Origin of the sequence: Pseudomonas paraversuta (assembly GCF_904067025.1) — a bacterium.
Classification (GTDB): Bacteria; Pseudomonadota; Gammaproteobacteria; order Pseudomonadales; family Pseudomonadaceae; genus Aquipseudomonas; species Aquipseudomonas paraversuta.
In genome coordinates this window covers 1,130,739-1,156,989 of sequence record NZ_CAJFDA010000001.1, presented here as the reverse complement: position 1 = coordinate 1,156,989, position 26,251 = coordinate 1,130,739, and the positions used below count along the sequence as shown (strand labels likewise).

At 58.5% G+C, this 26,251-nt stretch carries 25 protein-coding genes; 12 read left to right on the top strand and 13 right to left on the bottom strand.

Annotation, left to right across the window (positions count from 1 at the left end):
* Positions 1–56 precede the first annotated feature (56 nt).
* The 3 genes from JQ848_RS05490 to JQ848_RS05480 form a co-directional block, all read right to left on the bottom strand.
* On the bottom strand, positions 57–878 hold the full coding sequence (locus JQ848_RS05490; RefSeq protein ID WP_202210334.1) for an ATPase: 822 nt from the start codon (positions 876–878) through the stop codon (positions 57–59).
* 61 nt (positions 879–939) lie between these two features.
* On the bottom strand, positions 940–1,938 hold the full coding sequence (locus JQ848_RS05485) for an NAD-dependent epimerase/dehydratase family protein (RefSeq protein ID WP_003442923.1): 999 nt from the start codon (positions 1,936–1,938) through the stop codon (positions 940–942).
* A gap of 52 nt (positions 1,939–1,990) precedes the next feature.
* The gene (locus tag JQ848_RS05480) at positions 1,991–2,884 is read right to left on the bottom strand and encodes a LysR family transcriptional regulator ArgP (protein ID WP_003442925.1); all 894 of its coding nucleotides are present in this window, start codon (positions 2,882–2,884) and stop codon (positions 1,991–1,993) included.
* 99 nt (positions 2,885–2,983) lie between these two features.
* Between JQ848_RS05480 and JQ848_RS05475 the strand changes: the two genes are divergently transcribed.
* From JQ848_RS05475 to JQ848_RS05440, 8 genes are all read left to right on the top strand, one after another.
* Positions 2,984–3,385 (top strand): ACT domain-containing protein, encoded by a 402-nt coding sequence (locus tag JQ848_RS05475; RefSeq protein ID WP_003442927.1) that lies wholly within the window; start codon positions 2,984–2,986, stop codon positions 3,383–3,385.
* A 5-nt stretch (positions 3,386–3,390) separates the two neighbouring features.
* Complete coding sequence (locus JQ848_RS05470) at positions 3,391–3,993, top strand: LysE/ArgO family amino acid transporter (RefSeq protein WP_003442932.1); 603 nt, start codon at positions 3,391–3,393, stop codon at positions 3,991–3,993.
* Between the two features lie 186 nt (positions 3,994–4,179).
* On the top strand, positions 4,180–4,776 hold the full coding sequence (locus tag JQ848_RS05465; RefSeq protein WP_003442934.1) for a superoxide dismutase: 597 nt from the start codon (positions 4,180–4,182) through the stop codon (positions 4,774–4,776).
* A gap of 232 nt (positions 4,777–5,008) precedes the next feature.
* Entirely contained in the window at positions 5,009–7,075 is a 2,067-nt protein-coding gene (locus JQ848_RS05460; RefSeq protein WP_202210333.1) for a putative bifunctional diguanylate cyclase/phosphodiesterase, read from the top strand.
* 145 nt (positions 7,076–7,220) lie between these two features.
* Positions 7,221–8,567, top strand: a complete 1,347-nt coding sequence (locus JQ848_RS05455) for an imelysin family protein (protein WP_003442937.1) — start codon at positions 7,221–7,223, stop codon at positions 8,565–8,567.
* A 302-nt stretch (positions 8,568–8,869) separates the two neighbouring features.
* Entirely contained in the window at positions 8,870–10,285 is a 1,416-nt protein-coding gene (locus JQ848_RS05450) for a di-heme oxidoreductase family protein (protein WP_003442938.1), read from the top strand.
* A 26-nt stretch (positions 10,286–10,311) separates the two neighbouring features.
* Positions 10,312–11,376 carry an imelysin family protein gene (locus JQ848_RS05445; protein ID WP_161718195.1) on the top strand — a complete coding sequence of 355 codons (1,065 nt, stop codon included), beginning with the start codon at positions 10,312–10,314 and terminating at the stop codon, positions 11,374–11,376.
* 14 nt (positions 11,377–11,390) lie between these two features.
* Positions 11,391–12,488, top strand: a complete 1,098-nt coding sequence (locus tag JQ848_RS05440) for a DUF1513 domain-containing protein (RefSeq protein ID WP_161718197.1) — start codon at positions 11,391–11,393, stop codon at positions 12,486–12,488.
* A gap of 52 nt (positions 12,489–12,540) precedes the next feature.
* On the opposite strand, the gene JQ848_RS05435 is transcribed toward JQ848_RS05440, so the two are convergent.
* The 5 genes from JQ848_RS05435 to colR form a co-directional block, all read right to left on the bottom strand.
* Positions 12,541–12,768: a hypothetical protein gene (locus tag JQ848_RS05435; protein ID WP_003442952.1), complete on the bottom strand. Its 228-nt coding sequence runs from the start codon at positions 12,766–12,768 to the stop codon at positions 12,541–12,543.
* Positions 12,768–13,484: a lipopolysaccharide kinase InaA family protein gene (locus JQ848_RS05430; protein ID WP_003442953.1), complete on the bottom strand. Its 717-nt coding sequence runs from the start codon at positions 13,482–13,484 to the stop codon at positions 12,768–12,770. Before JQ848_RS05430 ends, JQ848_RS05435 begins: the two co-directional genes overlap by 1 nt.
* A 3-nt stretch (positions 13,485–13,487) precedes the next feature.
* On the bottom strand, positions 13,488–14,168 hold the full coding sequence (locus tag JQ848_RS05425) for a class I SAM-dependent methyltransferase (protein ID WP_003442955.1): 681 nt from the start codon (positions 14,166–14,168) through the stop codon (positions 13,488–13,490).
* A 200-nt stretch (positions 14,169–14,368) separates the two neighbouring features.
* Entirely contained in the window at positions 14,369–15,649 is a 1,281-nt protein-coding gene (locus JQ848_RS05420; protein WP_003442958.1) for a sensor histidine kinase, read from the bottom strand.
* On the bottom strand, positions 15,639–16,322 hold the full coding sequence (gene colR, locus JQ848_RS05415) for a two-component system response regulator ColR (protein ID WP_060690978.1): 684 nt from the start codon (positions 16,320–16,322) through the stop codon (positions 15,639–15,641). The genes JQ848_RS05420 and colR overlap by 11 nt, the downstream gene beginning before the upstream one ends.
* Before the next feature lie 203 nt (positions 16,323–16,525).
* On the opposite strand from colR, the gene JQ848_RS05410 reads away from it, so the two are divergent.
* Entirely contained in the window at positions 16,526–18,475 is a 1,950-nt protein-coding gene (locus JQ848_RS05410; RefSeq protein ID WP_003442971.1) for an LTA synthase family protein, read from the top strand.
* 123 nt (positions 18,476–18,598) lie between these two features.
* Here the strand turns inward: JQ848_RS05410 and groL are convergent, their stop codons facing one another.
* The 4 genes from groL to JQ848_RS05390 all read right to left on the bottom strand — a co-directional run bounded on the left by groL (position 18,599) and on the right by JQ848_RS05390 (position 22,098).
* Positions 18,599–20,242 carry a chaperonin GroEL gene (gene groL / locus JQ848_RS05405; protein ID WP_003442974.1) on the bottom strand — a complete coding sequence of 548 codons (1,644 nt, stop codon included), beginning with the start codon at positions 20,240–20,242 and terminating at the stop codon, positions 18,599–18,601.
* Between the two features lie 49 nt (positions 20,243–20,291).
* On the bottom strand, positions 20,292–20,585 hold the full coding sequence (locus JQ848_RS05400) for a co-chaperone GroES (protein WP_003442977.1): 294 nt from the start codon (positions 20,583–20,585) through the stop codon (positions 20,292–20,294).
* A gap of 242 nt (positions 20,586–20,827) precedes the next feature.
* Complete coding sequence (locus JQ848_RS05395) at positions 20,828–21,301, bottom strand: FxsA family protein (RefSeq protein ID WP_160626889.1); 474 nt, start codon at positions 21,299–21,301, stop codon at positions 20,828–20,830.
* Between the two features lie 71 nt (positions 21,302–21,372).
* Positions 21,373–22,098, bottom strand: a complete 726-nt coding sequence (locus JQ848_RS05390) for a HugZ family pyridoxamine 5'-phosphate oxidase (RefSeq protein ID WP_003442987.1) — start codon at positions 22,096–22,098, stop codon at positions 21,373–21,375.
* A gap of 100 nt (positions 22,099–22,198) precedes the next feature.
* Here JQ848_RS05390 and JQ848_RS05385 point away from each other — a divergent pair, with 100 nt between their 5' ends.
* Positions 22,199–22,957, top strand: coding sequence for an SDR family oxidoreductase (locus JQ848_RS05385; protein ID WP_202210332.1), 759 nt, complete (start codon positions 22,199–22,201; stop codon positions 22,955–22,957).
* Between the two features lie 111 nt (positions 22,958–23,068).
* Here the strand turns inward: JQ848_RS05385 and JQ848_RS05380 are convergent, their stop codons facing one another.
* Positions 23,069–24,082, bottom strand: coding sequence for a DUF481 domain-containing protein (locus tag JQ848_RS05380; protein WP_003442992.1), 1,014 nt, complete (start codon positions 24,080–24,082; stop codon positions 23,069–23,071).
* A 166-nt stretch (positions 24,083–24,248) separates the two neighbouring features.
* Here JQ848_RS05380 and JQ848_RS05375 point away from each other — a divergent pair, with 166 nt between their 5' ends.
* Entirely contained in the window at positions 24,249–24,602 is a 354-nt protein-coding gene (locus JQ848_RS05375; protein ID WP_003442993.1) for an MGMT family protein, read from the top strand.
* Between the two features lie 42 nt (positions 24,603–24,644).
* Positions 24,645–26,189: an AmpG family muropeptide MFS transporter gene (locus tag JQ848_RS05370; RefSeq protein WP_003442994.1), complete on the top strand. Its 1,545-nt coding sequence runs from the start codon at positions 24,645–24,647 to the stop codon at positions 26,187–26,189.
* The last annotated feature ends 62 nt before the right edge of the window (positions 26,190–26,251 follow it).

Here is a 26,251-nt window from a genome sequence, read left to right as displayed (position 1 = left end):
GAACACTGCACCGATGCCATCGCCAGCAAGCTCGCGGCTAGAGGGGTTGCACCCCATCAAGGCCGGGCGCTGATCTGCTTCTGCAAGTTTTGAATCTGGCTTTGCAGGGTGTTGATGTTGCGCGTCACCTGGCCACGGAAGGCGTCAAACTCAGCGGTATTGGTGCCCTGGGCGGGTGCCGGGCGGTTCTCCAGTTCACTTTTGAGCACCATCAAGTCCTGCTCCAGACGCTCTACCGCTGCACCCGGGTTGCCCTGTTTTTTCAGGGCCGCCACGTCCACCGCTTGTTGCGCGACGCTGGCTTTGAGTGTGGTCAGTTCACTGCCCAGGCTTTTGATATCGGCTTCGAGTCTGGTCTGGCTTTCTTTCTGGGCCGTTACCTGCAGCAACATCGCAGCATTGATCTGCTCAAAACGGTTGTCCAGTTCGCCCTGCTGCCCCGCCACCATGCCTTGCTGGCGCGTGCTCTGTTCCTGCAGCTGCTCTTCAATCTGCTTGATCTGCAACTTCAGGGCTTCGCTGCCGTTATTGATGTTCGACTCGCTGGCCACCACCTTGCCCGATATGGCCTGCAAGCGTCCCGCCGCATCCTCGCTGATACGGGCAAAGCTTTCCTGGGTCGCCACCAGTTGCTGCTCCATCAGCGAAATCTGCTGAAAGCTCCACCACCCCAGCCCCGCAACCGCCAGCATCAATGCACCGACAAGCACCCACAAAGGTCCGGTACTCGGCCCCTTGACCTTGATCAGCGGCGTGTTGCGCGAGTACACCGTGGTGCGTTCACGGGCACCGCCAGCCGGCTCCAGCGGGTCCTGATCAGCCGCCGTGGCGCGCAGGAGCGGTACATCGTGAAAGTCGTCGCGGGCATCATTACGCATGGCTAAACCTTTTTTGAATCCTGAAAATGGGGTCAAGGTACAAGCTTCGGACACCAGAGGGTTAACGGTAAGGCGATTCCTGGGCTTTCCACCAGCCGCAAAACTCGTCAAGCGCCGCCCACAGACTGACTTTAGGGTCGTAGTCCAGATAGTGCCGGGCGCGGCTGATGTCGAGAGTAAAATCCTTGTCCATGATCTGCACGCCCAGGCGCGACAGGGTCGGCTCAGGCTGACCCGGCCACAGTTTGCAGGCGGCCTCGTTGAGCGCTCCCTGGCTGTAGGCCAGACCATAGCCTCGGTAGCGGGTAACTTGCGGCACGTTCATCTGGCGCATCACGTAATTGATCACATCCCACAGCGGAATGGGTGCGCCATTACTGATGTTGTAGGCCTTGCCCAGGGCCGAACCCGTGGTCAGCAGGCTGCTCATCAAGGCTTCGTTGAGATTCTGGATGCTGGTGAAATCGACCTTGTTCAGGCCATTGCCGACGATGGCCAGCCGACCTTTGCGTTGCAGCTTGAGCAGGCGCGGGAACAGGCTCATGTCTCCCGCCCCGGTGACGAATCGCGGACGCAGGGCAATCACCTCAAGGCCGAACTCCTGGGCACCGAAGACTTTTTGTTCCGCCAGGTTTTTGGTCGCGGCACAGGGATGCCGGAAACGCCGGGGCAACTGTTCTTCAGTCAAATCGGTATGGGAGCGGCCATCGAAGTACAGCGATGCCGAAGACAAATGCACCAGGCGCCGTACTCTCTGCTTCAGACAGGCTTCCACCACATTCTCGGTGACCAGCACGTTGTCGCGGTGGAAGTCCTGATAACGACCCCAGGCGCCCACGTGACCGGCGCAATGCACCACGGCATCGACATCGACACACAAATCGCGCACCAGCAAGCCATCGGTCAAATCACCCGGGATAAATTCAGCCCCGCGCCGCACCAGGTGTTCAACACCTTCGGCCCGTCGCCCGCTGACCCGTACGTCAAAGCCCTGCTCCAGGGCAGAACGCGCAAAGCGTCCGCCAATAAAGCCGCTCGCGCCGGTGACCAGAATCTTCATCAATCACTCCAAATGCTGTAATTCTTGTTGCCTGCTGTTTAAACGCTGGTTGTCAGGCCAAAGGCACTAACCAGCGGGGTGCTGAGCGCGTTAAATGCTCGGTCAGTTGCCCCAGCAGTTGCCCACCGTTGCGCCAATGATGCCAGTACAGTGGCACGTCGATCGGTTTATCTGCCAAAAGCTCCACCAAAGCCCCGCTTGCAAGCTGCTCGCGCACCTGCAATTCAGGTACCAGCCCCCAGCCCAGGCCGGCTTCGGTGAGGCGAATAAAACCTTCGGAGGACGGACACAAATGGTGCTCGAAGCCGCCGTCGACCCCAAGGGATGCCAGGTAGCGATGTTGCAAAAAGTCATCCGGGCCGAATACCAGCGCGGGGGTTTTTGGCAACAACCCGGCACTCACCCCCTCGGGAAAATGCCGGGCAATGAACGCCGGGCTGGCCAGTGCGCGGTAGCGCATGGCGCCCAGCAATACGCTACGGGCCCCGGCCACCGGACGCTCACTGGCGCACAGGCAGGCGGCCACTTCACCCGCCCGCATCCGTTTGAGGCCCACGGTTTGATCTTCAACCACCAGGTCCAGCAACAGGTGCTGGTCGGCACAAAAGTCCCCCACCGCCACGGCCCACCAGGTGGCCAGACTGTCGGCGTTCAAGGCAATGCGCAGCCGTTCGGGCAGACCTTCATCGTCCAGGGCCGGGACCGCACTCTGCAAGTCACGCTCAAGCAGACGCACTTGCTGGACGTGGTTGAGCAAACGCCGACCAATCTCGGTCGGGCTCGGCGGTGTGGCGCGAATCAGCACCGGCTGGCCGATGCGTGCCTCCAGCAGCTTGATCCGCTGGGAGATGGCCGATTGCGAAAGGCCCAGGACCTGGGCCGCCCGTTCAAAACCGGCCTGCTCTACGACTGCGGCAAGGGCAGAGAGTAATTTATAGTCGAACATCAGTTTTCCTAATGAGCGATCAGCAATATTGGTTTTTCTTATACAGCTTCAGCCCCGAGAATAGCCAGCATCACTTTTCACTCTTCAAGGACTTACTCCATGGCCGGCGAAACCGCCCTGGCAACTCTGTTGCGCAGCATGAGCCCGCACCTCAACCAGGGTGACTACGTATTTTGCACCCTGCCCGACCACCGCATCCCGGACAGTTGCGAGGTGATCGGCAGCTTTCGTGAACAAGAAGGCCTGACACTGATTGTCGAGCGCCAACAGGCCGAACAGGCCGGGCTTGCCTATGACTACATCGCCGCCTGGATCACCCTCAATGTGCACTCGGCGCTGCAGGCAGTCGGCCTGACAGCAGCCTTCGCCACTGCCCTGGGCCAGGCCGGAATCAGTTGCAACGTGATTGCCGGTTATTACCACGACCATCTGTTTGTCGGCCGCAGCGATGCAGATCGCGCCATGACAGTACTGAGTCAATTGGCAGCCAGCGCGGAGTAAGAACCATGTGGCAAAGTTATGTGAACGGCTTGCTGGTGGCCCTGGGTTTGATCATGGCCATTGGTACCCAGAATGCCTTTGTGCTGGCGCAAAGCCTGCGCCGGGAACATCACCTGCCGGTGGCGGCCCTGTGCGTGGTATGTGACGCCCTGCTGGTGGCTGCCGGTGTGTTTGGCCTGGCCACAGTGCTGGCGCAAAACCCTTTGTTGCTGGCCATCGCCCGCTGGGGCGGCGCAGCCTTCCTGCTGTGGTACGGCACCCTGGCCCTGCGCCGGGCCTGTTCGAAACAAAGCCTTGGGCAAGGTGAAAACCATAAGGTGCGTTCATTACGCGCGGTGATGCTCAGTGCCCTGGCGGTAACCCTGCTCAACCCCCATGTTTATCTGGACACCGTGTTGCTGATCGGCTCCCTGGGCGCCCAGCAAACTGAACCCGGCGCTTATGTCGCAGGTGCCGCCAGTGCCTCGCTGCTGTGGTTTTCCGCCCTGGCCCTGGGTGCCGCCTGGTTGGCCCCGTGGCTGGCACGCCCGGCAACCTGGCGCTGGCTGGACCTGCTGGTGGCGGTGATGATGTTCAGCGTGGCGTATCAATTAATAAGTGCCGGCTGATGCGGGCCAGAGCGTTTGCAAAATCTTTGGAACCTCTATTCCACACAGTTGTTGCGTGGTTTTGCCGCACCCCCGGTGCTATGATCCAGCCCCTGCGCCGCGAAGAGTAAAAACTCATCGGCGCGTGTTTGGCCGCCCGTGATCGGCCTTGCGCTCATCGCAACTGACCTGATTAGGAGAATCATCATGGCTTTCGAATTGCCGCCGCTGCCCTACGCACACGATGCCCTGCAGCCGCACATCTCCAAAGAAACCCTGGAGTTTCACCACGACAAGCACCACAACACCTACGTCGTGAACCTGAACAACCTGGTGCCAGGCACCGAGTTCGAAGGCAAAACCCTGGAAGAGATCGTTAAAACCTCTTCGGGCGGTATCTTCAACAACGCCGCTCAGGTCTGGAACCACACTTTTTACTGGAACTGCATGACGCCAAACGGCGGCGGCGCACCTACTGGCGCGCTGGCTGATGCCATCAACGCAGCCTTCGGTTCGTTCGACAAGTTCAAGGAAGAGTTCAGCAAGACTTCCATCGGCACCTTCGGCTCCGGCTGGGGCTGGCTGGTGAAGAAAGCTGACGGTTCCCTGGCCCTGGCCAGCACCATTGGCGCCGGCAACCCGCTGACCAGCGGCGACACCCCGCTGCTGACCTGCGACGTTTGGGAACACGCTTACTACATCGACTACCGCAACGTGCGTCCGAAGTATGTTGAAGCGTTCTGGAACCTCGTTAACTGGAAGTTCGTTGCTGAGCAGTTCGAAGGCAAAACCTTTACTGCTTAAGCCTGACTCCAGGTAAAAAAAACCCGGCATGCCGGGTTTTTTTTGTCTGCCTGAAAGTGTCTGCCCCGCCCCTGCCCGGTTTCGGGCCAGCCGTATCAAGACACCCGATATTTTTCATTCAGCCCCTCAAGTTAAAGAAGCCGCAGACCGACACATTAGCTGCCGTGGATATCTGCAGCGGTACTCAGGCACCTGGCCAAAAGCATTAGTGGCAGAAACAAGGAATAGCGCTTTGAAGCCGGAACTCAAAAACAGCTTGTCGTTCAAGTTGCTGCAGATCGTGTTGCTGTCGGCACTGGGCGTTGGAGCAGTGCTTGGTTGCGGGCAAATTGTGTTTTACGCCTACGAAACACGGCAGACCGTCAACAATGATGCGGGGCGTATCCTCGGCATGTTTCGCGACCCCTCGACTCAGGCGCTGTATAGCCTGGACCGCGATATGGCGATGCAGGTCATCGAAGGCCTGTTTCAGGATGATGCCGTGCGTCAGGCGTCCATTGGTCACCCCGATGAAGCCAGCCTTGCGCAAAAGTCACGGCCCTTGCACACGTCCTCAAGCCGTTGGCTGACCGACCTTATTTTGGGCCGGCAACACACCGACAGCATTGCGCTGACGGGCCGTGAACCGGACCGCGAGTATTACGGCGACCTGAACATAACCCTCGATACCGCCCCTTTTGGCAAAGATTTCTTAACCAACGCCGTGATCATTCTGATCTCCGGCGTGCTGCGCGCGCTGCTGTTGGGGCTGGTGCTGTACCTGGTGTATCACTGGCTACTGACCAAACCCTTGTCAAAAATCCTCCGCCACTTGACCAGTATCAACCCCGATCGCCCCGGCGAGCACTGGATGCCGCCACTCAAGGGGCATGAAAACAATGAACTGGGGATGTGGGTCAACACCGCCAATCAGCTGCTGAGCTCAATTGAGCGCAATACCGATTTGCGCCGCGAAGCGGAAAACTCCTTGTTGCGCATGGCCCGGTATGACTTTTTGACCGGTTTACCAAATCGACAGCAACTGCAGGCCCAACTGGGCAAAACCCTGGTGGAGGCTGGCCGCTCGCAACGTCGTGTCGCGGTGCTGTGTGTGGGGCTGGACGATTTCAAAGGCATCAACGAACAGTTTGGCTATCAGACCGGTGACCGGCTGTTACAAGCTCTGACTGACCGGATTCGTGCCCACAGCGCATGCCAGGGCACTCTGGCACGCCTGGGCGGCGACCAGTTCGCGCTGGTCCAGGCCCATATCGAGCAGCCCTACGAGGCCGCCGAGCTGGCCCAGAAGATCATTGATGATCTCGAGACCCCCTTCAGTCTGGACCAGCACAACATCCGATTACGCGCCACCATTGGCATCACCTTGTTTCCCGAAGATGGCAACACATCTGAGCAACTGCTGCAAAAAGCCGAGCAGACCATGACCCTGGCCAAAAGCCGGTCGCGCGGCCGTTATCAGTTTTATATCGCCAGCGTCGACCGCGAGATGCGGCGCCTGCGCCAGCTGGAAAAAGACTTGCGCGAAGCACTGCTCAATAACCAGTTGCACCTGGTCTACCAGCCGCAGATCCGTTACAGCGACCATCGGGTGGTCGGGGTCGAAGCGTTGCTGCGATGGCAGCACCCCGAGCACGGCCTGGTCCCTGCGGATCTGTTTATTCCGCTGGCCGAAAAAAACGGCAGCATCATTGCCATCGGTGAGTGGGTACTGCACCAGTCCTGCCGCCAACTGCGCGAATGGCATGATCAGGGCTTCAGCGAGCTGCGCATGGCAGTCAACCTTTCAACCGTGCAACTGCATCACGCCGAACTGCCACGGATGGTCAACGAGCTGTTTCACAACTACCACCTGGCGCCCCGCAGCCTGGAGCTGGAGGTCACAGAAACCAGCCTCATGGAAGACATCGGCACTGCCGCCCAGCACCTGCTGAGCCTGCGTCGCTCCGGCGCCTTGATCGCGATTGATGACTTTGGCACCGGCTACTCATCCCTGAGCTACCTCAAGCGACTGCCGCTGGACAAAATCAAGATCGATAAAAGTTTTGTGCAGGACCTGATTGACGATGACGACGATGCGACCATCGTGCGGGCCATTATTCAGCTCGGTAAAAGCCTGGGCATGCAGGTAATAGCCGAAGGCGTCGAAACCGCCGAACAGGAAGCCTATGTGATCAAGGAAGGGTGTCACGAAGGCCAGGGCTATCTGTACAGCAAACCCCTGGGAGCACGGGCGTTGAGCGCTTACCTGGAGCAGGCCCGGCGTAATCGGCTACTGAAGCTGCAACCCGGTGATTCGTGATTGCCCCTGAATCGGGGTTGCCTGAAGGTAAATAAGAAATATTTACAACGCTAACCCTTTACACAAAATGCATATCTTTCGCATCATGTCGCAGTTTTGCGTGCAGCCGCACGCTTGTCCCACCTCTCGAAGCAGGATTTTCGCCATGATTCGTATGCCCCTGGCTACCGCCAGTCTGCTGGCCATTGCTATCTCACTCGCCGGTTGTGGCGACAAGGACAAGGAAAAAACTGCGGCGGCCCCTACGCCGGCAGCAGCCACCAGCACCGCAACGCCAGCGACCGATGTCAGCGCGGTGAAAATTGATGAAGCTGCCGCCAAAGCCGTTGTCGCGCATTACGCCGACATGGTTCACGCAGTATTCAGCGACGCCGAGTCGGGTGCGAAAAAACTGCAAACGGCTATCGACGCCTTCCTCGCCAAGCCCAACGATGACACCCTCAAAGCCGCCCGCGCGGCCTGGGTTGAGGCGCGCGTACCTTACCTGCAAAGCGAAGTATTCCGTTTCGGCAACACCATCATTGATGACTGGGAAGGTCAGGTTAATGCCTGGCCACTGGACGAAGGCCTGATCGACTACGTTGACACCAGCTACGCCGGTGCACTGGGCAACCCGGGTGCCAACGCCAACATTATTGCCAACACCCAGATCCAGGTCGGCGAAGACAAGGTCGACGTCACCGAAATCACCCCCGAGACCCTCGCCAGCCTGAACGAACTGGGCGGCTCCGAAGCCAACGTGGCGACCGGCTACCATGCAATCGAATTCCTGCTCTGGGGCCAGGACCTCAACGGTACCGGCCCTGGCGCGGGCAACCGTCCGGCGTCCGACTACCTTGAAGGCGAAGGCGCCACCGGTGGCCACAATGACCGTCGTCGCGCGTACCTCAAAGCGGTTACCCAACTGCTGGTCAACGACCTGGACGAAATGGTCGGCAACTGGGCACCGGATGTAACCGACAACTACCGCGCCACACTGCAAGCTGATACCCCGCAGAACGGCCTGCGCAAAATGCTGTTCGGCATGGGCAGCCTGTCGTTGGGTGAACTGGCAGGCGAACGCATGAAAGTGTCGCTGGAAGCCAACTCTCCGGAAGACGAGCAAGACTGCTTCAGCGACAACACCCACAACTCGCACTTCTACGATGCCAAAGGCATTCGTAACGTGTACCTGGGTGAGTACCTGCGTACTGACGGCACTAAAATGACCGGCCCGAGCCTGTCGTCGCTGGTTGTGGCGGTTGACCCGGCCACAGACGCCACGCTGAAATCCGATCTGGCAGACACCGAAGCCAAGATCCAGGTCATGGTTGATCTTGCCAACAAGGGCGAGCACTACGACCAACTGATCGCCGCGGGTAATGAGGCGGGCAATCAGGTTGTGCGTGACGCCATCGCCGCCCTGGTCAAACAGACCGCGGCCATCGAGCAGGCAGCCGGCAAGCTGGGCATCAACGATCTGAACCCGGACACTGCCGACCACGAGTTTTGATCCGCAGGGTTTGAGTGAATGATGAGGCGGCCTTCGGGCCGCCTTTTTTATTCGACGCCACCTGGCTCTGCACAAGCGAGCTTTTTGTCGAGCCCAGGTTGATGGGCGAGTGAACGCGACATTCCCGGGAAGCTCGCTCCTGCAGTGCCGGGTCGGACCAGCTTGCAAGGTGGAGCAATTCCCTCCGTGCACAGGAACGAAAACCTGCCCCTGATCAAACCAAATGCTAATCCCTCTTATTTCAATTCACCTTCCCTGATAAACTTTGCACCCTCGATTTTGCTCGCTGATCTGGACGCTTGATGCCTTCGCTGCCTCTTCGCCTGTCTCTGCTGCTATTGGCCCTGGGCCTTGGCGGCTGTGATGATGCCCCGCGTTTTACCCAACCCGAGCCCGGTGAAGCCCGCTCCGGCGGGGATACGACAGTGGGTAAAGCCGATCGAAATGCGTTCTCCATGCCCTCCGCCAACCTTTCGCCAAGCCGGCGTCTGGATTTCAGTGTCGGCAACAGTTTCTTTCGCAGCCCCTGGGTCATAGCCCCCTCCACCACCACCGCCCGTGACGGCCTGGGCCCGCTGTTCAATACCAATGCCTGTCAGAACTGCCATATCAAGGACGGTCGCGGCCACCCTCCTGCGCCGGACGCCGTCAACTCGGTGTCCATGCTGGTACGCCTGTCGATTCCCGATCAACCCGCCTATGCCAGGTTGATCGAGCAGACCGGGGTAGTGCCGGAACCAGTTTATGGCGCTCAGTTGCAGGACATGGCCGTGCCCGGCGTTGCCCCCGAAGGCAAGGTGCGGGTCGAATACCAGCCGGTGCTGGTACATTTCAAGGACGGCACGGCAGTCGAGCTGCAAAAACCGACACTGCAAATCACCCAGCTCGGTTATGGCCCGATGCACCCGGACACCCGTTTCTCGGCACGCGTTGCACCGCCGATGATTGGCCTGGGTTTGCTTGAGGCCATCCCCGAAGAGGCGATTCTGGCCAATGCCAACACAGGTGACGGGGTTGCCGGACGTCCGAACCGGGTCTGGGATGATGCGCAACAAAAGACTGTTCTGGGGCGCTTTGGCTGGAAAGCCGGTCAACCGAACCTCAATCAACAAAACGTTCACGCCTTTTCTGGTGATATGGGGCTCACCACGTCGCTGAGACCCGTTGATGACTGCACCCCGGCCCAAACTGACTGTCTTCAAGCCCCCAACGGCAATGGCCCGGATGGCGAGCCAGAGGTCAGTGACAACATTCTGCGGCTCGTCGAGTTCTATACCCGCAACCTCGCCGTGCCTGCACGACGGGATGTCGGCTCGCCCCAGGTGCTGGCCGGCAAGAACCTGTTTTACCAGGCAGGCTGTGCGTCGTGCCATACGCCGACGTTCACCACCTCGGCCAACGCCGCTGAACCCGAACTGGCCAACCAGGTGATTCACCCTTACAGCGACCTGTTGCTCCACGATATGGGCGACGGTCTGGCCGACAACCGCACAGAGTTCGCCGCCTCCGGGCGCGACTGGCGCACCGCGCCACTGTGGGGTATAGGTCTGACCCGAACAGTCAGTGGACACACCCGGTTTTTGCACGATGGACGTGCACGCAACCTGCTCGAAGCCGTGCTCTGGCACGGTGGTGAGGCCGAACCGGCCAGACAGCAGGTGCTGCAATTCGATGCCGGGCAGCGCGCAGCGTTGCTGGCGTTCCTGAACTCTCTTTAACGCCTTACAAGATCGGGGACCCCGACATGTTTCGACCCAAGCTTTTGTTCACCAGCCTTGCCGCGATCGCTCTGGCCGCATGCTCGCCACAAGACCCGCAAGCCGTCACCTCGGCGGCGATTGCCAAACAGGTGATTTTGCCGACCTACAGCCGCTGGGTCGATGCCGACCGCCAACTGGCCGTCAGTGCCCTGGCCTTCTGCCAGGGCAAAGAAACACTGGAAACCGCCAGGGCTGACTTCTTGCACGCGCAAAAAGCCTGGGCCGAGCTGCAACCCTTGCTGATCGGTCCGCTGGCCGAAGGCAATCGCTCGTGGCAGGTCCAGTTCTGGCCGGACAAGAAAAACCTGGTCGGACGTCAGGTTGAGCAACTGGTGGTAGCCCAGCCCCAGATCGATGCCGATGCCCTGGCCAAGTCCAGCGTTGTGGTGCAAGGCCTGTCAGCCTACGAATACATTCTGTTCGACAGCAATATCGACCTGGCTGATGCTGCACAAAAAGCCCGTTACTGCCCGTTGTTGAGTGCCATTGGCGAACGCCAGAAACAACTGGCCGAAGAGATTCTGGCCAGCTGGAACAGCACCGACGGCATGCTCGCGCAAATGACCAAGTTCCCTAACCAGCGCTATGCCGACTCCCACGAGGCCATTGCTGATCTGTTGCGGGTACAGGTCACGGCACTCGATACCCTGAAGAAAAAGCTCGGCACCCCGATGGGCCGCCAGAGCAAGGGCATCGCCCAGCCATTCCAGGCCGACGCATGGCGCAGCCAGTCATCGCTGCAAAGCCTGGCTGCCAGCCTCGCTGCCGCCCAGACCGTCTGGGTCGGGGTCGACAACCAAGGCTTGCGTGGCTTGTTGCCTGCTGAGCAAAAGCCGTTGGCTGACAAGATCGACGCTGCCTATGCCGCTTCGCTCAAGCTGTTCAATGACAACCAGCGTTCGCTCAATGAATTGCTGGCTGACGACGCAGGTCGCGCCCAGCTGGACGCCATCTACGACAGCCTGAACGTGGTTCACCGCCTGCACGAAGGCGAACTGGCCAAGGCCCTGGGCATTCAGCTGGGCTTTAACGCCAACGACGGCGACTGATGAAAGAGGGGTCGATGATGCGCAGGCAAGCTCTCAAGCTCGGTGGTTTACTACTGAGCGCCGTCACGTTGGGCGGCTGGTCACTGTTTAAACAAAAAGGCCAGAGCCCGCTGCTGTTGAGTGCCCGTGACGATGTGGACGGCAATCACTTTGCCGTCGGCTATCGGCTGGACGGCACCCAGGTGTTCAGCACCCGGGTCGGCCAGCGCTGCCATGACATCATCAATCACCCTTCGCTGCCCATTGCGCTGTTTGTCGCGCGGCGCCCCGGCACCGAGAGCTACCTGATCAACCTTGCAGACGGGCAGTTGCTACAAACCCTGACATCGCTGCCCGATCGACATTTCTACGGCCATGCGGTGATCCATAAAGACGGCGAATGGCTCTACACCACTGAAAATGACACCACCGACCCGGGACGTGGCTTGCTGGGGGTTTATCGCTTTGCAGACGGGCGCCTGGTTCACAGTGGCGAAATCCCGACCCACGGCGTTGGCCCGCATCAGGTGTCGTGGATGCCCGACGGCGAGACGCTGGTGGTGGCCAACGGCGGGATTCGTACCGAGGCCGAAAGCCGGATCGAGATGAATCTGAATGCGATGGAGCCCAGCCTGGTCCTGATGCAGCGCGACGGGACGTTGCTGAGCAAAGAGACCTTGAGCCAGCAGATGAACAGCGTGCGCCATCTTGCAATTGCAACTGACGGCACCATCGTTGCGTGTCAGCAATTCATGGGCGAGGCCCACACATTGTCCGAATTGCTGGCGATCAAGCGTCCTGGTCAGCCCTTCGAACCCTTCCCGGTGGCAGAGCAGCAACTGCGTGCCATGGGTCATTACACGGCCAGTGTGGCGGTACACAGCGGGTTGCGGCTGGTTGCATTGACCGCTCCGCGGGGCAACCGGTTCTTTGTCTGGGATCTGGACAGCGGTGACTTGCGCCTCGATGCGCCGTTACCCGATTGCGCCGGGGTGGCTGCGGTAGAGGATGGCTTTGTGGTTACATCCGGTCAGGGTCGTTGCCGTTTCTATGACTGCCGCCAGAGCGAGCTGACAGCCAAACCGCTGGATTTGCCATCGGGGCTGTGGGACAACCATTTGCATGTGATGTAAATCCAGAGCCCCATGACTCAAGGTCCCGGGGCCCCTGGCACAGCCTGCGGCTTCAGCCCTGGGATTTCATGCCCTGGGCCATGCCAAACATGAACAGCAACAGGTCGTGATCTGGCGTCGCTACGCTCGCCACTTTCGCAACTCGCGGTAGCGGGCAACTGGCCCCGCTGACTGCACCGCTGAATACCTGGGGCTTGGGCTGCTCCCAGGCGGCCAGCGCCACAGAAGCAATGGCCAGAGCGACCAGTAGAAACAAACCTCGTGCTATTTCTCTCTTCATCACCGTAAACCTTTGATGGCGCTGCCAAACACCTTCTCGTAAAAGTAGATCAATTTGTTCCAGTCGGCGGCATTCCACGACGAGTGGCGACGCAGTTGCTTGAGATCGTGGGAGGCAGCTTTGTGCGGAGTCAGGCGTTGCCGGCTTTTTTCAAGGTCCAGCAGGGCGATGTCGACCACGGCACTTTCACCGTCTGCGGTGACCCGTACGAAGACGTGCTTGGGGTACAGGCAACCATGCTGCCAACGTCCCAGATGCATGCGCGCCAGGGTATGGGCAATGGCTTCCAGCACCCGCTCATGGATCGCTTCACCATGGCGTTCACGCCCACCGGCGGCGTACCAGTTGTCAATTTCGATAAAGCCGTCAAGGGCTGCGGTCACCAGCAGTGCGCGCCATTGACGGTCTGCACCCTGTTTTGCCCCGCAGTACACCAACTCGGGTACCCCCACCGCCAAACCCTGCATGGCCAGCAGTGCATCACGCTCACGCAATACCGTCGGCCGGCCCAGCGGGTAACGCCAGCTACGGTAGGTATGACCGACCTGGCGTTTGGCATAAAGCAATCGTCCACCGGCATCGCGAATTCGCTGCACACCACTCTCACCGCCGCGACGCTGATTCGGCTCCTCGACCCACTCGCCTTGCTGCTGCCAGTAGTACTCGAAGCGGTCTTCAGTTGCAGCTTGGGGTGGAGATACAAATTCAACGGCCATGGGTTACCTCTTGCGTAATATGTAAACCCGCCACATCGCATACAGCGGGATAAAATCCAAATGATTCTGAACAACGAACCCGGCTTTTTTAAACTCGGCTTCAACAGTCACCGCCGGTAACACAAAACGATTCTGATACCCGTCCGACCCGCCATCGGCTTCACGCTGACGTTGCAGGCGGTTGCGTTTCCAGGCTTTGAAATTGCCATCGACCCACAGCGAAATGATCACACTGTCCCGGCTGACACGGTGAAACTCCCGTAACAGAGCCATCCGGTGACTTGCATCACCAATGTGGTGCAGCAGGCGCATGCTGAAAATACTGTCGACCGCGTTATCTGGCAGATCGATATCAAATGCAGATGTCTGCAAACGCCGTACCCGTTTGACCACTTGCGCAGGCTGTGCCTTCGATGCCACTTCCAGCATGGATGCAGAGTAATCCGCACCAATGATTTCGCGGTTAGTCTTTTCGGCCAGCAACGGCCAGAAACGCCCTGCGCCACAAGGAAGATCCAGTACCAGGCCCGGCTCGCCGGCCAATGCCAGGGCCTTGCGCGCCAACTGCTCATCACGCTTGTGCGAAAGGCGTCGGGCGAGCCCGTCCTGATGTTTTTCCAGGTACTCGGCGGCGTGCTTTTGATCGTATTTTTCAGAAAACTTGAGTTTGATTGTGGAGCTCATGACGGCTCTCCTGAAGCGTGTAAGCGCTACCTTAATCAGGAGAACGTATGCATCAGGTCATCACCGGGTGAAAATTTCGTGCCTTGGCCCGATCAGACGTTACAGGGTTTTACAGACCACCAATAATGGCTCTGGGCCACTTCAAAAACTAAACCCTGAAAGGGGAATGGCCAGCAGGACGCTGGCCATGGCAGGACATATCAGACATCAACCGGGTTCAATTCAACGTGAAAGCGGCACCCGTTGGGCTCCATGGTAGTCAGCGTTACCCGCCAGCCCTGGCTGTCACAGATCCGTTGCACCAGCGACAGCCCCAATCCCAGCCCTTCCCCGCGTTTTTCGCTGCCCCTTACAAAAGGCTGGAACATGGCCTGGCGTTTTTCTTCGGGAATCCCCACACCGCTGTCTTCCACCACAAATCCGGTGGGCTCGAGGCTCAACCGGATGAAACCGGTGTCGGTGTAATGCAGGGCATTTCGTAGCAAGTTGCCCATGACGGCGTGCAGGAAGGTCGCGTTATAACGAGTATCCAGTGGCTGCCCCGGATCGTAGATCAGGGTCAGGCCCTTGGCTTCAATGGGGCCGCGCCACAAGCTGATCAGGCCTTCGGCCACGGTAGTGAGGGTCACTTTCGGCGACATGCTGGCATCTTCGTGCTGTGCCCTGGCCAGCATCAGGAAGGTCTGTACCAGCTCGCGCATTTCTTCACAGGCGCGCGAGATTCGCTCGACTTGCGAGCGGCTGCGCGGGTCCAGCGCCGGATTTTCCAGCAAAAGCTCGCACGAACTGGCCAGTACCATCAGCGGGGTACGCAACTCATGGCTGACATCGCTGGTGAACAGCCGCTCACGGGTCAGGGTGTCGCGCAGGCGCCCCAGGGTAGCGTCGAACGCCACCGCCAACTCGCCCACTTCATCGGCCGCGTAATCCGGCGCCAAAGGCGGAGCCAGGCCCAGCAACTGATCACGATGACGCACTTGGCGCGCCAGACGCACCACGGGGGCCATGACCCTGCGGGCCAGAATCCAGCCTAAAAAGACCGCCAGGGCCAATGCCAGTACAAAACCGACCACGACCACGGCAAACAACACGCGCTCACGTTCTTCGAAATCACTTTGGTCCTGCAGCAATACATAGCGCCGACCGTCAACCACTTCGACCATGGCGTGGTACGACAGCTGGTCGCGGAACACTTCATGAAAACCCGGATCAAGATGGCGCAGGTCTTTGGGCAAAGCGAAATCGCCGCGCCCGCCACTGTAATAAAACAGCTGGTCAGGCTCCGGTCGATGGTTCCAGTCGGCAATGTTGTCCATCAACAACAGGCGTTGCAGGTCGCCGCCCAGGCCCGCTGAAATGAGTTTTTCTTCGACCAGGTGAACGGTGGCAACAATGCCCAGGGCGAATGTACCTGCCACCAGCGCACTCATGAGTGCGAAGGCAATGATGATCCGCTGGGCAAGGCTTTGCTTAAACTCCATCACGACTCTCGGCGAGGCGGTAGCCGACACCATGTACGGTTTGCAATAACGGCTTGTCGAACGGCTTGTCGATCACCTGACGCAACTGGTGCACATGGCTGCGCAGGCTGTCGCTGTCAGGGCAGTCATCGCCCCACAAGGCCTCCTCCAGCACTTCACGGCGCAACACGTGGGGGCTTTTCTGCATTAATACGGCCAGCAACTTGAGCCCCACCGGGTTGAGCTTGAGCAGGCGCCCTTCGCGGGTTACTTCAAGGGTATCGAGGTCGTATTTCAGATCGCCCACTTGCAGCTCGCGTCGCCCGCCACCCTGAGCCCGGCGCAATACTGCTTCAATGCGTGCCGCCAGTTCCGACAAGGCAAAGGGTTTGAGCAGGTAGTCATCGGCGCCGGACTTGAAGCCCTGCAGGCGGTCGTCGAGCTGGTCGCGGGCGGTGAGCATGATCACCGGAGTATCGCGTCGCGCATCTTCACGCAAGCGCTTGCACAAGGTGTAACCGTCGATCCCGGGCAACATGATGTCGAGCACGATAAGGTCGTAATGCTCGGTGGCCGCCAGATGCAGACCTGACAAACCGTCCTGCGCGCAGTCAACGGTATAGCCCTTAAGCCCCAGGTAGTCCGCCAGATTGGCAAGGATATCGCGGTTGTCTTCAACCAGTAGAATTCTCATGGGCACTTTCTCCGTACGCAGTTACGACCGTCTTGGCCCGCGCAGCTTAAGTCTTAGCACGACCGAGAGCCAGCGCTGCAAGACCATCACTCTATTTAGTTGAAGAACGCCCAAATCTGACATTTTTTTTACTCACGGTTCACAAAGCCAATACAGTGGCGCCCGCACACTCACGCCCCCCACGGGTTTAAGGAAAAACACTAATGCGTCTGCTGTCCACCGCGCCAATGCGCTATCTGCTTCTGTTGACAGGCTGTTGGCTGGCGACCTTTTTAATCACCCGAGGCGTCTTGCTGTTCACCCATTTGGGCGAGGCTGGTAATAGCTGGTTGCCGGTGTTTGGCATTGGCCTGCTCTACGATCTGGGATTTTTGACCTACGCCGCCTTGCCCCTGGGTCTGTATTTGCTGCTGTGCCCGCCCGCCCTGTGGCGCCGTCGTGGTCATCGCTGGTTCCTGCAAGGCCTGCTGACCGTGAGCCTGTTCGCCATGCTGTTCACCGCAGTGGCCGAATTCCTGTTCTGGGACGAGTTCGGTGTGCGCTTTAACTTTATCGCCGTGGATTACCTGGTTTACTCCGATGAAGTGCTGAATAACGTGCTGGAGTCGTATCCAATCGGCCTGCTGCTCAGTGCCATCGGCGTCGCGGCCATTGTTCTGAGTGTTGCCTTGCGCAAACCGTTCAATGCCGCCATGAATGCCCCGCTGCCCACCTTTCGCGCTCGCCTGGCAACCTTCGCCGGTTTGCTGCTGGTGGCAGGCTTGAGCCTGCAGTTGCTTGATCAGGACGGCCCGCGCGGCCAGGGCGGCAACGCCTATCAGCACGAACTGGCGAGCAACGGCCCGTACCAGTTCTTCGCCGCATTCCGTAACAACGAACTGGACTACCAGCAGTTCTACGCCAGCCTGCCTGCCGACGTGGTCGCCAGACAGCTGCGCACCGAGCTCACGGAACCCAATGCCACATTTGTCGGCAAGGACCCGCTGGATATCCGGCGCAACATCGACAACCCGGGGACTGCGCGCCAGCCAAACATTGTGCTGGTGACCATCGAAAGCCTGAGCGCCAAGTACCTGGGCAGCAATGGTGACGGCCGCAACCTGACCCCGAACCTGGATCAGTTGCGCAAAGAGAGCCTGTACTTCAATAACTTCTATGCCACCGGTACCCGTACCGATCGGGGCCTGGAAGCCATTACCCTGGCCATTCCTCCTACCCCGGGCCGCTCCATCGTCAAGCGTATCGGTCGTGAAAGCGGCTTTGCCAGCCTTGGCCAGCAACTCAATGCCGTGGGCTATGACAGCGTGTTCGTCTATGGCGGCCGCGGGTATTTCGACAACATGAACGCATTTTTCAGCGGCAACGGTTACCGCGTGGTTGACCAAAGCAGCGTCAATGAAGCCGATATCCACTTCAAAAATGCGTGGGGCATGGCTGACGAAGACCTGTACCGCGAAACCCTGAAGCTGGCCGATGCCGATTACGCCCGGCAAAAGCCGTTTTTACTGCAGTTGATGACCACCTCCAACCATCGTCCTTATACCTATCCAGAAGGCCGTATCGACATCAAGTCGGGTAACGGTCGCGACGGTGCGGTGAAATACACCGACTACGCCATCGGCCAGTTCCTCAAGGATGCCCGCCAAAAGCCGTGGTTCGACAACACGATCTTCATTTTCGTGGCTGACCACACGGCAGGCAGCGCCGGCAAGGAAGACTTGCCCATTACCAACTACCAGATCCCGCTGTTCATCTATGGGCCAAAATTCATAGAAGCCCGCGAGAGCGCACAACTGGCCAGCCAGATCGACCTGGCTCCGACCTTGCTCGGCTTGCTGAACATGGACTATCAGTCGACCTTCTTTGGCCGCAACCTGCTGCAGGAAAACCCTCTGCCACCCCGCGTGGTAGTGGGTAATTACCAGCATCTGGGCTTGTTCGACGGCAAGGACCTGGCGATTCTCAGCCCGCGCCAGGGCCTGCGCCGTCACGACGAAGCACTGACTGCCAGTATTGAATCCCGGGTACCGGCCACCGATCCGTTGATTGAGCGTGCGATCACCTACTACCAGGTCGCCAGCTACGGCTACAAGCAGCAGTTGCTGAGCTGGAAACCGGTGTTCGCAGCACCGCTGCAGATCTCGCAGAAGTAACCATTTCCCTGCAGGAGCGAGCTTTTAAGGCTCGCTCCTGCAAGGTTCAACTGTTTCTTCAGACACAAAAAAGCCCCGCCTGATTACTCAGGCGGGGCTTTTGCGTTTCGGGGTAAAGCCGGCTTACATCATGCCGCCCATACCACCCATGCCGCCCATGTCTGGCATACCGCCGCCAGCTGCCTTGTCGTCCTGGATCTCAGCGATCATCGCCTCGGTGGTGATCATCAGGCTGGCAATCGAAGAAGCTGCCTGCAGAGCCGAACGAGTCACTTTGGCCGGGTCAAGGATACCCATTTCGATCATGTCGCCGTATTCGCCAGTGGCTGCGTTGTAACCGTAGTTACCCGAACCCTGCTTCACTTTGTCGACAACTACGCTTGGCTCGTCGCCGGAGTTGGCAACGATCTGGCGCAGAGGTGCTTCAACAGCACGACGCAGCAGAGCGATACCTACGTTCTGATCAGCGTTGTCGCCTTTCAGGTCAGCGATTGCTTGCAGAGCGCGAACCAGTGCCACGCCACCGCCAGGTACCACGCCTTCTTCAACGGCTGCACGGGTAGCGTGCAGGGCGTCTTCAACGCGGGCTTTCTTCTCTTTCATTTCTACTTCGGAACCAGCGCCAACCTTGATCACTGCAACGCCGCCGGACAGCTTGGCCAGACGCTCTTGCAGTTTTTCACGGTCGTAGTCGGACGAAGTGTCAGCTACCTGGGCACGGATCTGAGTCACGCGAGCCTGGATGTCTGCTTCAACGCCAGCACCGTCGATAACGGTGGTGTTTTCTTTGGTTACGGTTACGCGCTTGGCATTACCCAGGTGTTCCAGGGTAGCGCTTTCCAGGCTCAGACCGATCTCTTCGGAGATAACGGTACCGCCAGTCAGAACAGCGATGTCCTGCAGCATTGCCTTGCGACGATCACCAAAGCCAGGTGCTTTAACAGCAACGACTTTAACGATACCGCGCATGTTGTTCACAACCAGAGTCGCCAGGGCTTCGCCTTCAACGTCTTCGGAAACGATCAGCAGCGGACGGCCGGCTTTGGCAACAGCTTCCAGAACTGGCAGCAGTTCACGGATGTTGGAGATTTTTTTGTCGACCAGAAGGATCAGCGGACCGTCGAGCTCGGCAGTCATGGTTTCTGGTTTGTTGACGAAGTACGGGGACAGGTAGCCACGGTCAAACTGCATGCCTTCAACTACAGACAGTTCGTTTTCCAGGCCCGAGCCTTCTTCAACAGTGATCACGCCTTCTTTACCGACTTTTTCCATGGCTTCGGCAATGATGTCGCCGATGGAGCTGTCGGAGTTGGCAGAGATGGTACCTACCTGAGCGATTGCCTTGCTGTCAGCGCATGGCTTGGCCAGGGTTTTCAGCTCTTTGACAATGGCGATGGTCGCCTTGTCGATGCCGCGTTTCAGGTCCATCGGGTTCATGCCGGCAGCAACGGCTTTCAGGCCTTCGTTGACGATCGACTGAGCCAGAACGGTTGCAGTGGTAGTACCGTCGCCTGCGTCATCGTTAGCACGGGAAGCAACGTCTTTAACCAGCTGCGCGCCCATGTTTTCGAAACGGTCTTTGAGTTCGATTTCTTTGGCAACAGAAACGCCGTCCTTGGTGATGGTCGGAGCGCCGAAGCTCTTCTCGATGATCACGTTACGGCCTTTAGGACCCAGGGTCGCTTTTACTGCGTCAGCCAGGACGTTTACACCGGCGAGCATTTTTTTGCGGGCGGAATCACCAAATTTAACTTCTTTAGCAGCCATGTTCGTTCTTCCTTAAATACTTTGTAGTAACGGGAAAAGGAGCGGGAGATCAGCCTTCGATTACAGCGAGAATCTCGTTCTCAGCCATAACCAGCAGGTCTTCGCCGTCGACTTTTACAGTGTTGCTGCCGGAGTAAGGGCCGAACACAACCTTGTCACCCACTTTCACAGCCAGCGCACGTACTTCACCGTTGTCCAGAACGCGACCAGTACCCACGGCAATGATTTCACCGCTGTTGGCTTTTTCGGCAGCTGAACCCGGCAGAACGATACCGCCAGCGGTTTTCTTTTCTTCTTCGCTGCGACGGATTACGACGCGGTCATGCAGAGGACGAAGCTTCATTGTCGATCTCTCCTAATTGTGGTGTTCATCGGCCGATGTTAAAACCGGCGGGGTTTGCAAGTCCGGAAATGCCGGGTGCGATTCGCTCAAAGGTGCCTGCTGTTGCCAGCAAAACCCTGCGGTGTCCGTTACATAAGGGCGTATCAACTGATTACAAGGGCACGCCAATGAAATTTTTAGCCCTGTGTAATCCCTGAAAACAAACACGGCACCCAGGGTGCCGTGTGGAAAACGTCAAAACCTTACTTGTCGCGATGTTCGAACTCGCCTTCAATCACGTTCGGCTCACGGCCCAGGGGCTGGTGTGTACCGGGTCGGCTCGGCGCTGCAAATTCATCGGCAAATGCACGCTGACGGATGGCTTGTTCCTCTGCACGCTTGCGCAGACGGTTAACCAGAAAACGACGCACCGGCGGGAACAGCAGCAACAGACCCGCGATGTCACTGATGAAGCCCGGGAGCACCATCAGGCCGCCACCCAGAGCCAGCATCAGGCCTTCCAGCATTTGCTGGGCCGGCAACTCGCCACGACTCAGGCTTTCACGGGCCCTCAGGGCTGTGGCCAAACCTGCAACGCGTACCACCAGAACACCCAGCATGGAGCCGGCAATGATCAGCAACAACGCCGGGAAAAACCCTATAGCGGTGCTGACCTTGAAAAAGACATACAGCTCTAGCACTGGAAACAACAGAAAGAGCAATAGAAAAGCGCGCATCGAATGATTCCTCTCCGGAAGAATATCTTCCAACCCAGCTTAGATGACGGCGCGCCTTCCTGAATTCAAGGCTATGCCGTCTGTTTTTTCGGCCACTCCTGCGCGCGGGCCAGAAAAACCAAGGCTTCGCGTACTTGTGTCGAAGTATTGCAGGTTTCAGCAAAGCCCAGCCAGTAAAGGCCGTCACCAATACGCAAGTGCATACCTTCGCTGTCGATACCGACCATCTGCGCTGGTTCGGTGCGGGGCAGCCCTGCCAGTTCGACGTAATGCGCAATGGCACTGGCATGGTCACTGTTCATATGCTCAATCATCCGTTGCTCGGCGGCTCCGGCAAAGGGGTTGGGCAAAGTCACCTGGTCGAGCCAGTGAATGGCGCCAAAACCGCCGATATAACGGTGGCGTACCGGGTTCAACACCCAAAAGTCGAAAGCGTGAGCGGTGTCATAGCTGCGCGACTCGGGGAAGTAGCGGTAGTAACGCTCGGCGGCGGCTTCAATGGCCTCGGCCCCGGTCAATTGCTCGGCTTCGGCCAGACAGGTCAGTCGACCGACCGCCTGAACGTCTTCAGCGCCCCGCTCGCCCACCATCAGCGAGCACTTGGGATCCTTGCGCAAGTTGTGGGTGTGCTGGGCAATCCGGCTGATCAGGATCAGCGGCCGGCCCTGTTCGTCCAGGCAGTAAGGCACCACTGACCCGAAGGGAAATCCCGGCATGGCTTTGGAGAGGGTGGACAAGGCGCCACGGTATTCCTTGAGCAGTAATTCTCGGGCATGCTTGGCAGCTTCAACGCTCAACTTGTGACTCCTTAATAAAAAATCCGCCGAAAACGGACGAGTTCAGGGCGCATTTCAAAGGCCTGCGAGGACTCACTCTGATTTGCTGCCGAGGGCTGTTATGCAACTGAAAGACAAAGTAATCATTATCACTGGCGGTTGCCAAGGACTTGGTCGTGCCATGGCCGAGTATCTGGCGGCCAAGGGCGCCAGACTGGCGCTGGTTGACCTGAACCCGGAAAAACTCGAACTGGCCGTGGCAGCTTGCCAGGCTCAGGGCATCGAGGCCCGAGCCTATCTGTGCAATGTCGCGGACGAAGAGCAGGTTACCCGGACCGTTACCCAGATTGCAGAAGACTTTGGTGCGATCAATGGCCTGATCAATAACGCCGGGATCTTGCGCGACGGCCTGTTGCTGAAGGTCAAGGACGGCGTCATGACCAAGATGAGTCTGGCGCAATGGCAGGCGGTAATCGACGTCAACCTGACCGGGGTTTTCCTGTGCACCCGTGAGGTGGCGGCAAAAATGATCGAGCTGAACCAGCAGGGCGCGATCATCAATATCTCGTCGATCTCGCGCGCAGGTAACGTCGGGCAAACCAACTACTCTGCGGCCAAGGCCGGGGTAGCGGCTGCGACAGTCACCTGGGCCAAGGAACTGGCGCGGTACGGCATTCGCGTTGCCGGAATTGCCCCCGGCTTCATCGAAACCGAAATGACCCTGGGCATGAAACCCGAAGCCCTGGAAAAAATGACTGCCGGCATTCCCCTCAAGCGCATGGGCAAAGTCGAAGAAATCGCCCATTCGGCGGCCTACATCTTTGAGAACGACTACTACAGCGGGCGGATTCTGGAGCTCGATGGCGGTCTGCGCATCTAACCTGCTCCGCCTGCTGCAGGAGGCCCGCTTGCTCGCTCAGGCATTAGAGCAAGCGGGTTATCCGTATCGCCGGCAAGCCGGCGCCCACTGCCTGGCCCAGCGCTCAAACAATCACCAGGTCACGCCAAAACCCGCGCTGTAGCGGGTTTTGTTGAGCGTATTGTCATTGCCCCCACCGCTGCCGATCAGATCTTTTTCAGCCTTGAGGTTTAACGAAGCCCACTCGGTGACTTTGTAACGCAGGCCGATTTCGGCATCCAGGCTGTAATCCGAAGCGCCTTCCAGAGGCTTGCCCAACTCTCCGTTGGTGAAGAGCGAAACCGTTTTGCCCAACAGAAAGCGGTTGTAGTCCCACTTCATGGCCAATGAGTAGAAGTTGTCCTTTTGGCCGTCGGAGTATTCATAGTCAGTGCGGTTCAACAGTGAACCCAGGGAGAAAGACCCCAGCTCGTCATCCCAGAACTGGTAGCCCGGGCCAGTACCCACAGTGCGCTGGCGGGAAATGTCTTCCACTTTGTCTCTTTTGTAGGTCAGCCGGCCTTGCCAGTACCATTTTTCGTCAATGAAATGGTCAAGGGCATATTCGGCGCTCCAGTTATCGGTGGTCACCACGTCGTTCTGGAACTCGCGGTTGTACTCACCTTCGGCATGGTGACGCCAGGCCCCATGGCGGGCAGTGGTCTTGAAGTCGATGTCGTAGTCGTCGGTCTTTTTCTCGGCACGCTTGTAGTCCAGCGCGACATCGACGTTACCCTTCCAGACCAGATCTTCAATCACTGGCTTGGGCTTGATGATCTGCTCGATGCTGGACAGTTCTACCGTTTTCGGTGCTTCTCCGTTGGCCAGGGTGACCTTGCCGTCCCCTGCCGCCGTTAGCGACTTGGCCTTCTCGCCAACATAAGCATCCTGCTTGACCAGCAATTCCTGATCGCTTTCCAGGGTTTTGACTTGCTTCCAGTCAACGGGAATAGTCCCTGCGTATTCGGTCTGAATGAGCAACTTGCCACCATCAAACACTTTGATCTTGCCGCTCAGGCGGTCACCATTTTTCAACCACACTGTATCGGCAAGCAAAGGCGTAGACACATTCAAGACAGCAAGGCATAACAGGGTTCTGGACAACATAAGCAGATGCGAAACTCAGATTTGCGAAAAAGTGCCGGCATTATCCTGATGGACACACCCCAGGCAAAGAAAGACCGGATGTATCCCCTGTAGTTCATTTCCCGGGATCGATGAACAAAGCATCTGCTTTATTTTTTAAGGTCCTGTCACTTAATCCGGTTCACCTATGAGTACAGCCACCAGCCACCAGCCATCCCCCGCCGAAATCCGCCGTACGGCGTTGTATTCGACACTCATGCAGGTTCCCCCGGGTTATGTGGTGACCTATGGCCAGCTCGCCGAACTGGCGGGCCTGGGCCGGGCGGCACGCTGGGTGGGGCGCACACTCAGCCAGCTGCCCGAAGGTTCCCGCCTGCCCTGGCACCGGGTACTGGCCGCCGGGGGGCGCATCAGTTTGCCAGCAGGTAGCCCCTCAGGTGATGAGCAGCGGGCGCGTTTGCGCAGCGAAGGCCTGATGATTGTGAATAGTCGGGTGGATTTACAACGCCATGGCTGGCGCCCGATAGAGCACTACGGTTAGAGTGCGCCCTTTGATTCCGCAATCAGAGGCAGACTCGAGTCCATGCCCCGTAAAACCTGGCGCGAAGCGCTAGCTGCCTATTCCAGCCCCTCAACCCTTGTACTGTTGCTGCTCGGTTTTGCCGCCGGTTTACCGTACATGCTGGTGTTTTCAACGCTTTCTGTCTGGTTGCGCGAAGCCGGTGTGGCTCGGGAAACTATTGGCTATGCAAGCCTGATCGGTCTGGCATACGCCTTTAAATGGGTGTGGTCGCCGCTGCTCGATCAATGGCGCCTGCCGCTCCTCGGAAAACTTGGCCGACGCCGCTCATGGCTGGTGTTGTCCCAGACCCTGGTGATCCTCGGCCTGATCGGCATGGGCTTTTGCGACCCGCAAAAACATCTTTCCTGGCTGATTGCCATTGCTGTTGTCGTGTCGTTCGCGTCTGCCACCCAAGACATTGCCGTGGACGCCTACCGCCTGGAAATTGCCGACGACAGCCGTCAGGCCGCGCTGGCAGCCAGCTACATGTCCGGTTACCGGGTGGCGGCCTTGCTGGCCACTGCTGGCGCCCTGTTTTTTGCCGAAGGTTTCGGTTCAACGGGCTTCAACTATAAGCACTCCGCCTGGACCGGCACCTATGTGCTCTTCGGACTGCTGATGGTTCCGGCGCTGCTGACCACCTTTTTCATGCGCGAACCACCGGTACCACTACGCACCCAGCTGCAGGCAGGACGTTATAGCTTTGGTCACCAGCTGGCGTCGGTTTTTGTCCTGATCGTGCTCCTGGTCTCGGTTCCGGCGATGTTCACCCAGCTCTATAACACCGACTTTGCCGGGGTATTGTTTGAAGGCGTGAGCCCGGTCAACCTGGTACTCGAAGACCGGGCTTTTCTGCGCGCCATCCTCTACACCCTGCTCACTGTGCTCTGCCTGTCGTCCATAGGCCGTCGCGGACTCGCGCCGGTGCTGACACCGGTCAACGACTTCATCCTGCGGTATCGCTGGCAAGCCTTTCTGCTGCTTGGGCTGATCGCCACCTATCGCATGTCGGACACCGTCATGGGGGTCATGGCCAACGTTTTCTACATCGACCAAGGGTTCACCAAGGATCAGATCGCAGGCGTGAGCAAGATTTTCGGCCTGATCATGACCCTGGTTGGCGCCGGCATGGGCGGCTTGCTGATCGTGCGGTTCGGCATCTTGCCGATCCTGCTGATTGGCGGTGCGGCTTCGGCAGGCACCAACCTGCTGTTTATGCTGCTGGCCGACATGGGCCCCAACCTGCAGATGCTGGTTGTCACCATTTCACTGGACAACTTCAGCTCCGGCCTGGCGACTTCGGCGTTCGTGGCGTACCTGTCGAGCCTGACCAACCTCAAGTTTTCCGCTACCCAATACGCCCTGCTCAGCTCAATCATGCTGCTGCTACCGCGCCTGATGGGCGGTTATTCAGGGGTCCTGGTGGAAAAGTTCGGTTATCACAACTTCTTCATCATCACTGCCGTCATGGGGGTCCCCACCCTGCTGCTGATCAGTCTGCACTGGTATCAGGAAAGCCGCCGGGCACGCCTCAACCCCCCGGTAAATCTCGAAAAAGTCCCATAACAGCCCGGGGGATTCCAGCTCCCCCGTCCGCCCTGTACGCCAACCCATCTCGGCCGTACAAT

What these genes read in the sequence shown, in the direction of transcription:
- JQ848_RS05490 (WP_202210334.1), bottom strand. Translation starts at nt 878, where the DNA reads ATGCGTAATGATGCCCGCGACGACTTTCACGATGTACCGCTCCTGCGC.
- JQ848_RS05380 (WP_003442992.1), bottom strand. Translation starts at nt 24,082, where the DNA reads ATGTTGTCCAGAACCCTGTTATGCCTTGCTGTCTTGAATGTGTCTACG.
- JQ848_RS05465 (WP_003442934.1), top strand. Translation starts at nt 4,180, where the DNA reads ATGGCTTTCGAATTGCCGCCGCTGCCCTACGCACACGATGCCCTGCAG.
- JQ848_RS05445 (WP_161718195.1), top strand. Translation starts at nt 10,312, where the DNA reads ATGTTTCGACCCAAGCTTTTGTTCACCAGCCTTGCCGCGATCGCTCTG.
- JQ848_RS05430 (WP_003442953.1), bottom strand. Translation starts at nt 13,484, where the DNA reads ATGGCCGTTGAATTTGTATCTCCACCCCAAGCTGCAACTGAAGACCGC.
- JQ848_RS05485 (WP_003442923.1), bottom strand. Translation starts at nt 1,938, where the DNA reads ATGAAGATTCTGGTCACCGGCGCGAGCGGCTTTATTGGCGGACGCTTT.
- JQ848_RS05400 (WP_003442977.1), bottom strand. Translation starts at nt 20,585, where the DNA reads ATGAAGCTTCGTCCTCTGCATGACCGCGTCGTAATCCGTCGCAGCGAA.
- JQ848_RS05385 (WP_202210332.1), top strand. Translation starts at nt 22,199, where the DNA reads ATGCAACTGAAAGACAAAGTAATCATTATCACTGGCGGTTGCCAAGGA.
- JQ848_RS05425 (WP_003442955.1), bottom strand. Translation starts at nt 14,168, where the DNA reads ATGAGCTCCACAATCAAACTCAAGTTTTCTGAAAAATACGATCAAAAG.
- JQ848_RS05470 (WP_003442932.1), top strand. Translation starts at nt 3,391, where the DNA reads ATGTGGCAAAGTTATGTGAACGGCTTGCTGGTGGCCCTGGGTTTGATC.
- JQ848_RS05370 (WP_003442994.1), top strand. Translation starts at nt 24,645, where the DNA reads ATGCCCCGTAAAACCTGGCGCGAAGCGCTAGCTGCCTATTCCAGCCCC.
- JQ848_RS05410 (WP_003442971.1), top strand. Translation starts at nt 16,526, where the DNA reads ATGCGTCTGCTGTCCACCGCGCCAATGCGCTATCTGCTTCTGTTGACA.
- JQ848_RS05450 (WP_003442938.1), top strand. Translation starts at nt 8,870, where the DNA reads ATGCCTTCGCTGCCTCTTCGCCTGTCTCTGCTGCTATTGGCCCTGGGC.
- colR (WP_060690978.1), bottom strand. Translation starts at nt 16,322, where the DNA reads ATGAGAATTCTACTGGTTGAAGACAACCGCGATATCCTTGCCAATCTG.
- JQ848_RS05455 (WP_003442937.1), top strand. Translation starts at nt 7,221, where the DNA reads ATGATTCGTATGCCCCTGGCTACCGCCAGTCTGCTGGCCATTGCTATC.
- JQ848_RS05475 (WP_003442927.1), top strand. Translation starts at nt 2,984, where the DNA reads ATGGCCGGCGAAACCGCCCTGGCAACTCTGTTGCGCAGCATGAGCCCG.
- JQ848_RS05480 (WP_003442925.1), bottom strand. Translation starts at nt 2,884, where the DNA reads ATGTTCGACTATAAATTACTCTCTGCCCTTGCCGCAGTCGTAGAGCAG.
- JQ848_RS05435 (WP_003442952.1), bottom strand. Translation starts at nt 12,768, where the DNA reads ATGAAGAGAGAAATAGCACGAGGTTTGTTTCTACTGGTCGCTCTGGCC.
- JQ848_RS05440 (WP_161718197.1), top strand. Translation starts at nt 11,391, where the DNA reads ATGATGCGCAGGCAAGCTCTCAAGCTCGGTGGTTTACTACTGAGCGCC.
- groL (WP_003442974.1), bottom strand. Translation starts at nt 20,242, where the DNA reads ATGGCTGCTAAAGAAGTTAAATTTGGTGATTCCGCCCGCAAAAAAATG.
- JQ848_RS05395 (WP_160626889.1), bottom strand. Translation starts at nt 21,301, where the DNA reads ATGCGCGCTTTTCTATTGCTCTTTCTGTTGTTTCCAGTGCTAGAGCTG.
- JQ848_RS05420 (WP_003442958.1), bottom strand. Translation starts at nt 15,649, where the DNA reads ATGGAGTTTAAGCAAAGCCTTGCCCAGCGGATCATCATTGCCTTCGCA.
- JQ848_RS05375 (WP_003442993.1), top strand. Translation starts at nt 24,249, where the DNA reads ATGAGTACAGCCACCAGCCACCAGCCATCCCCCGCCGAAATCCGCCGT.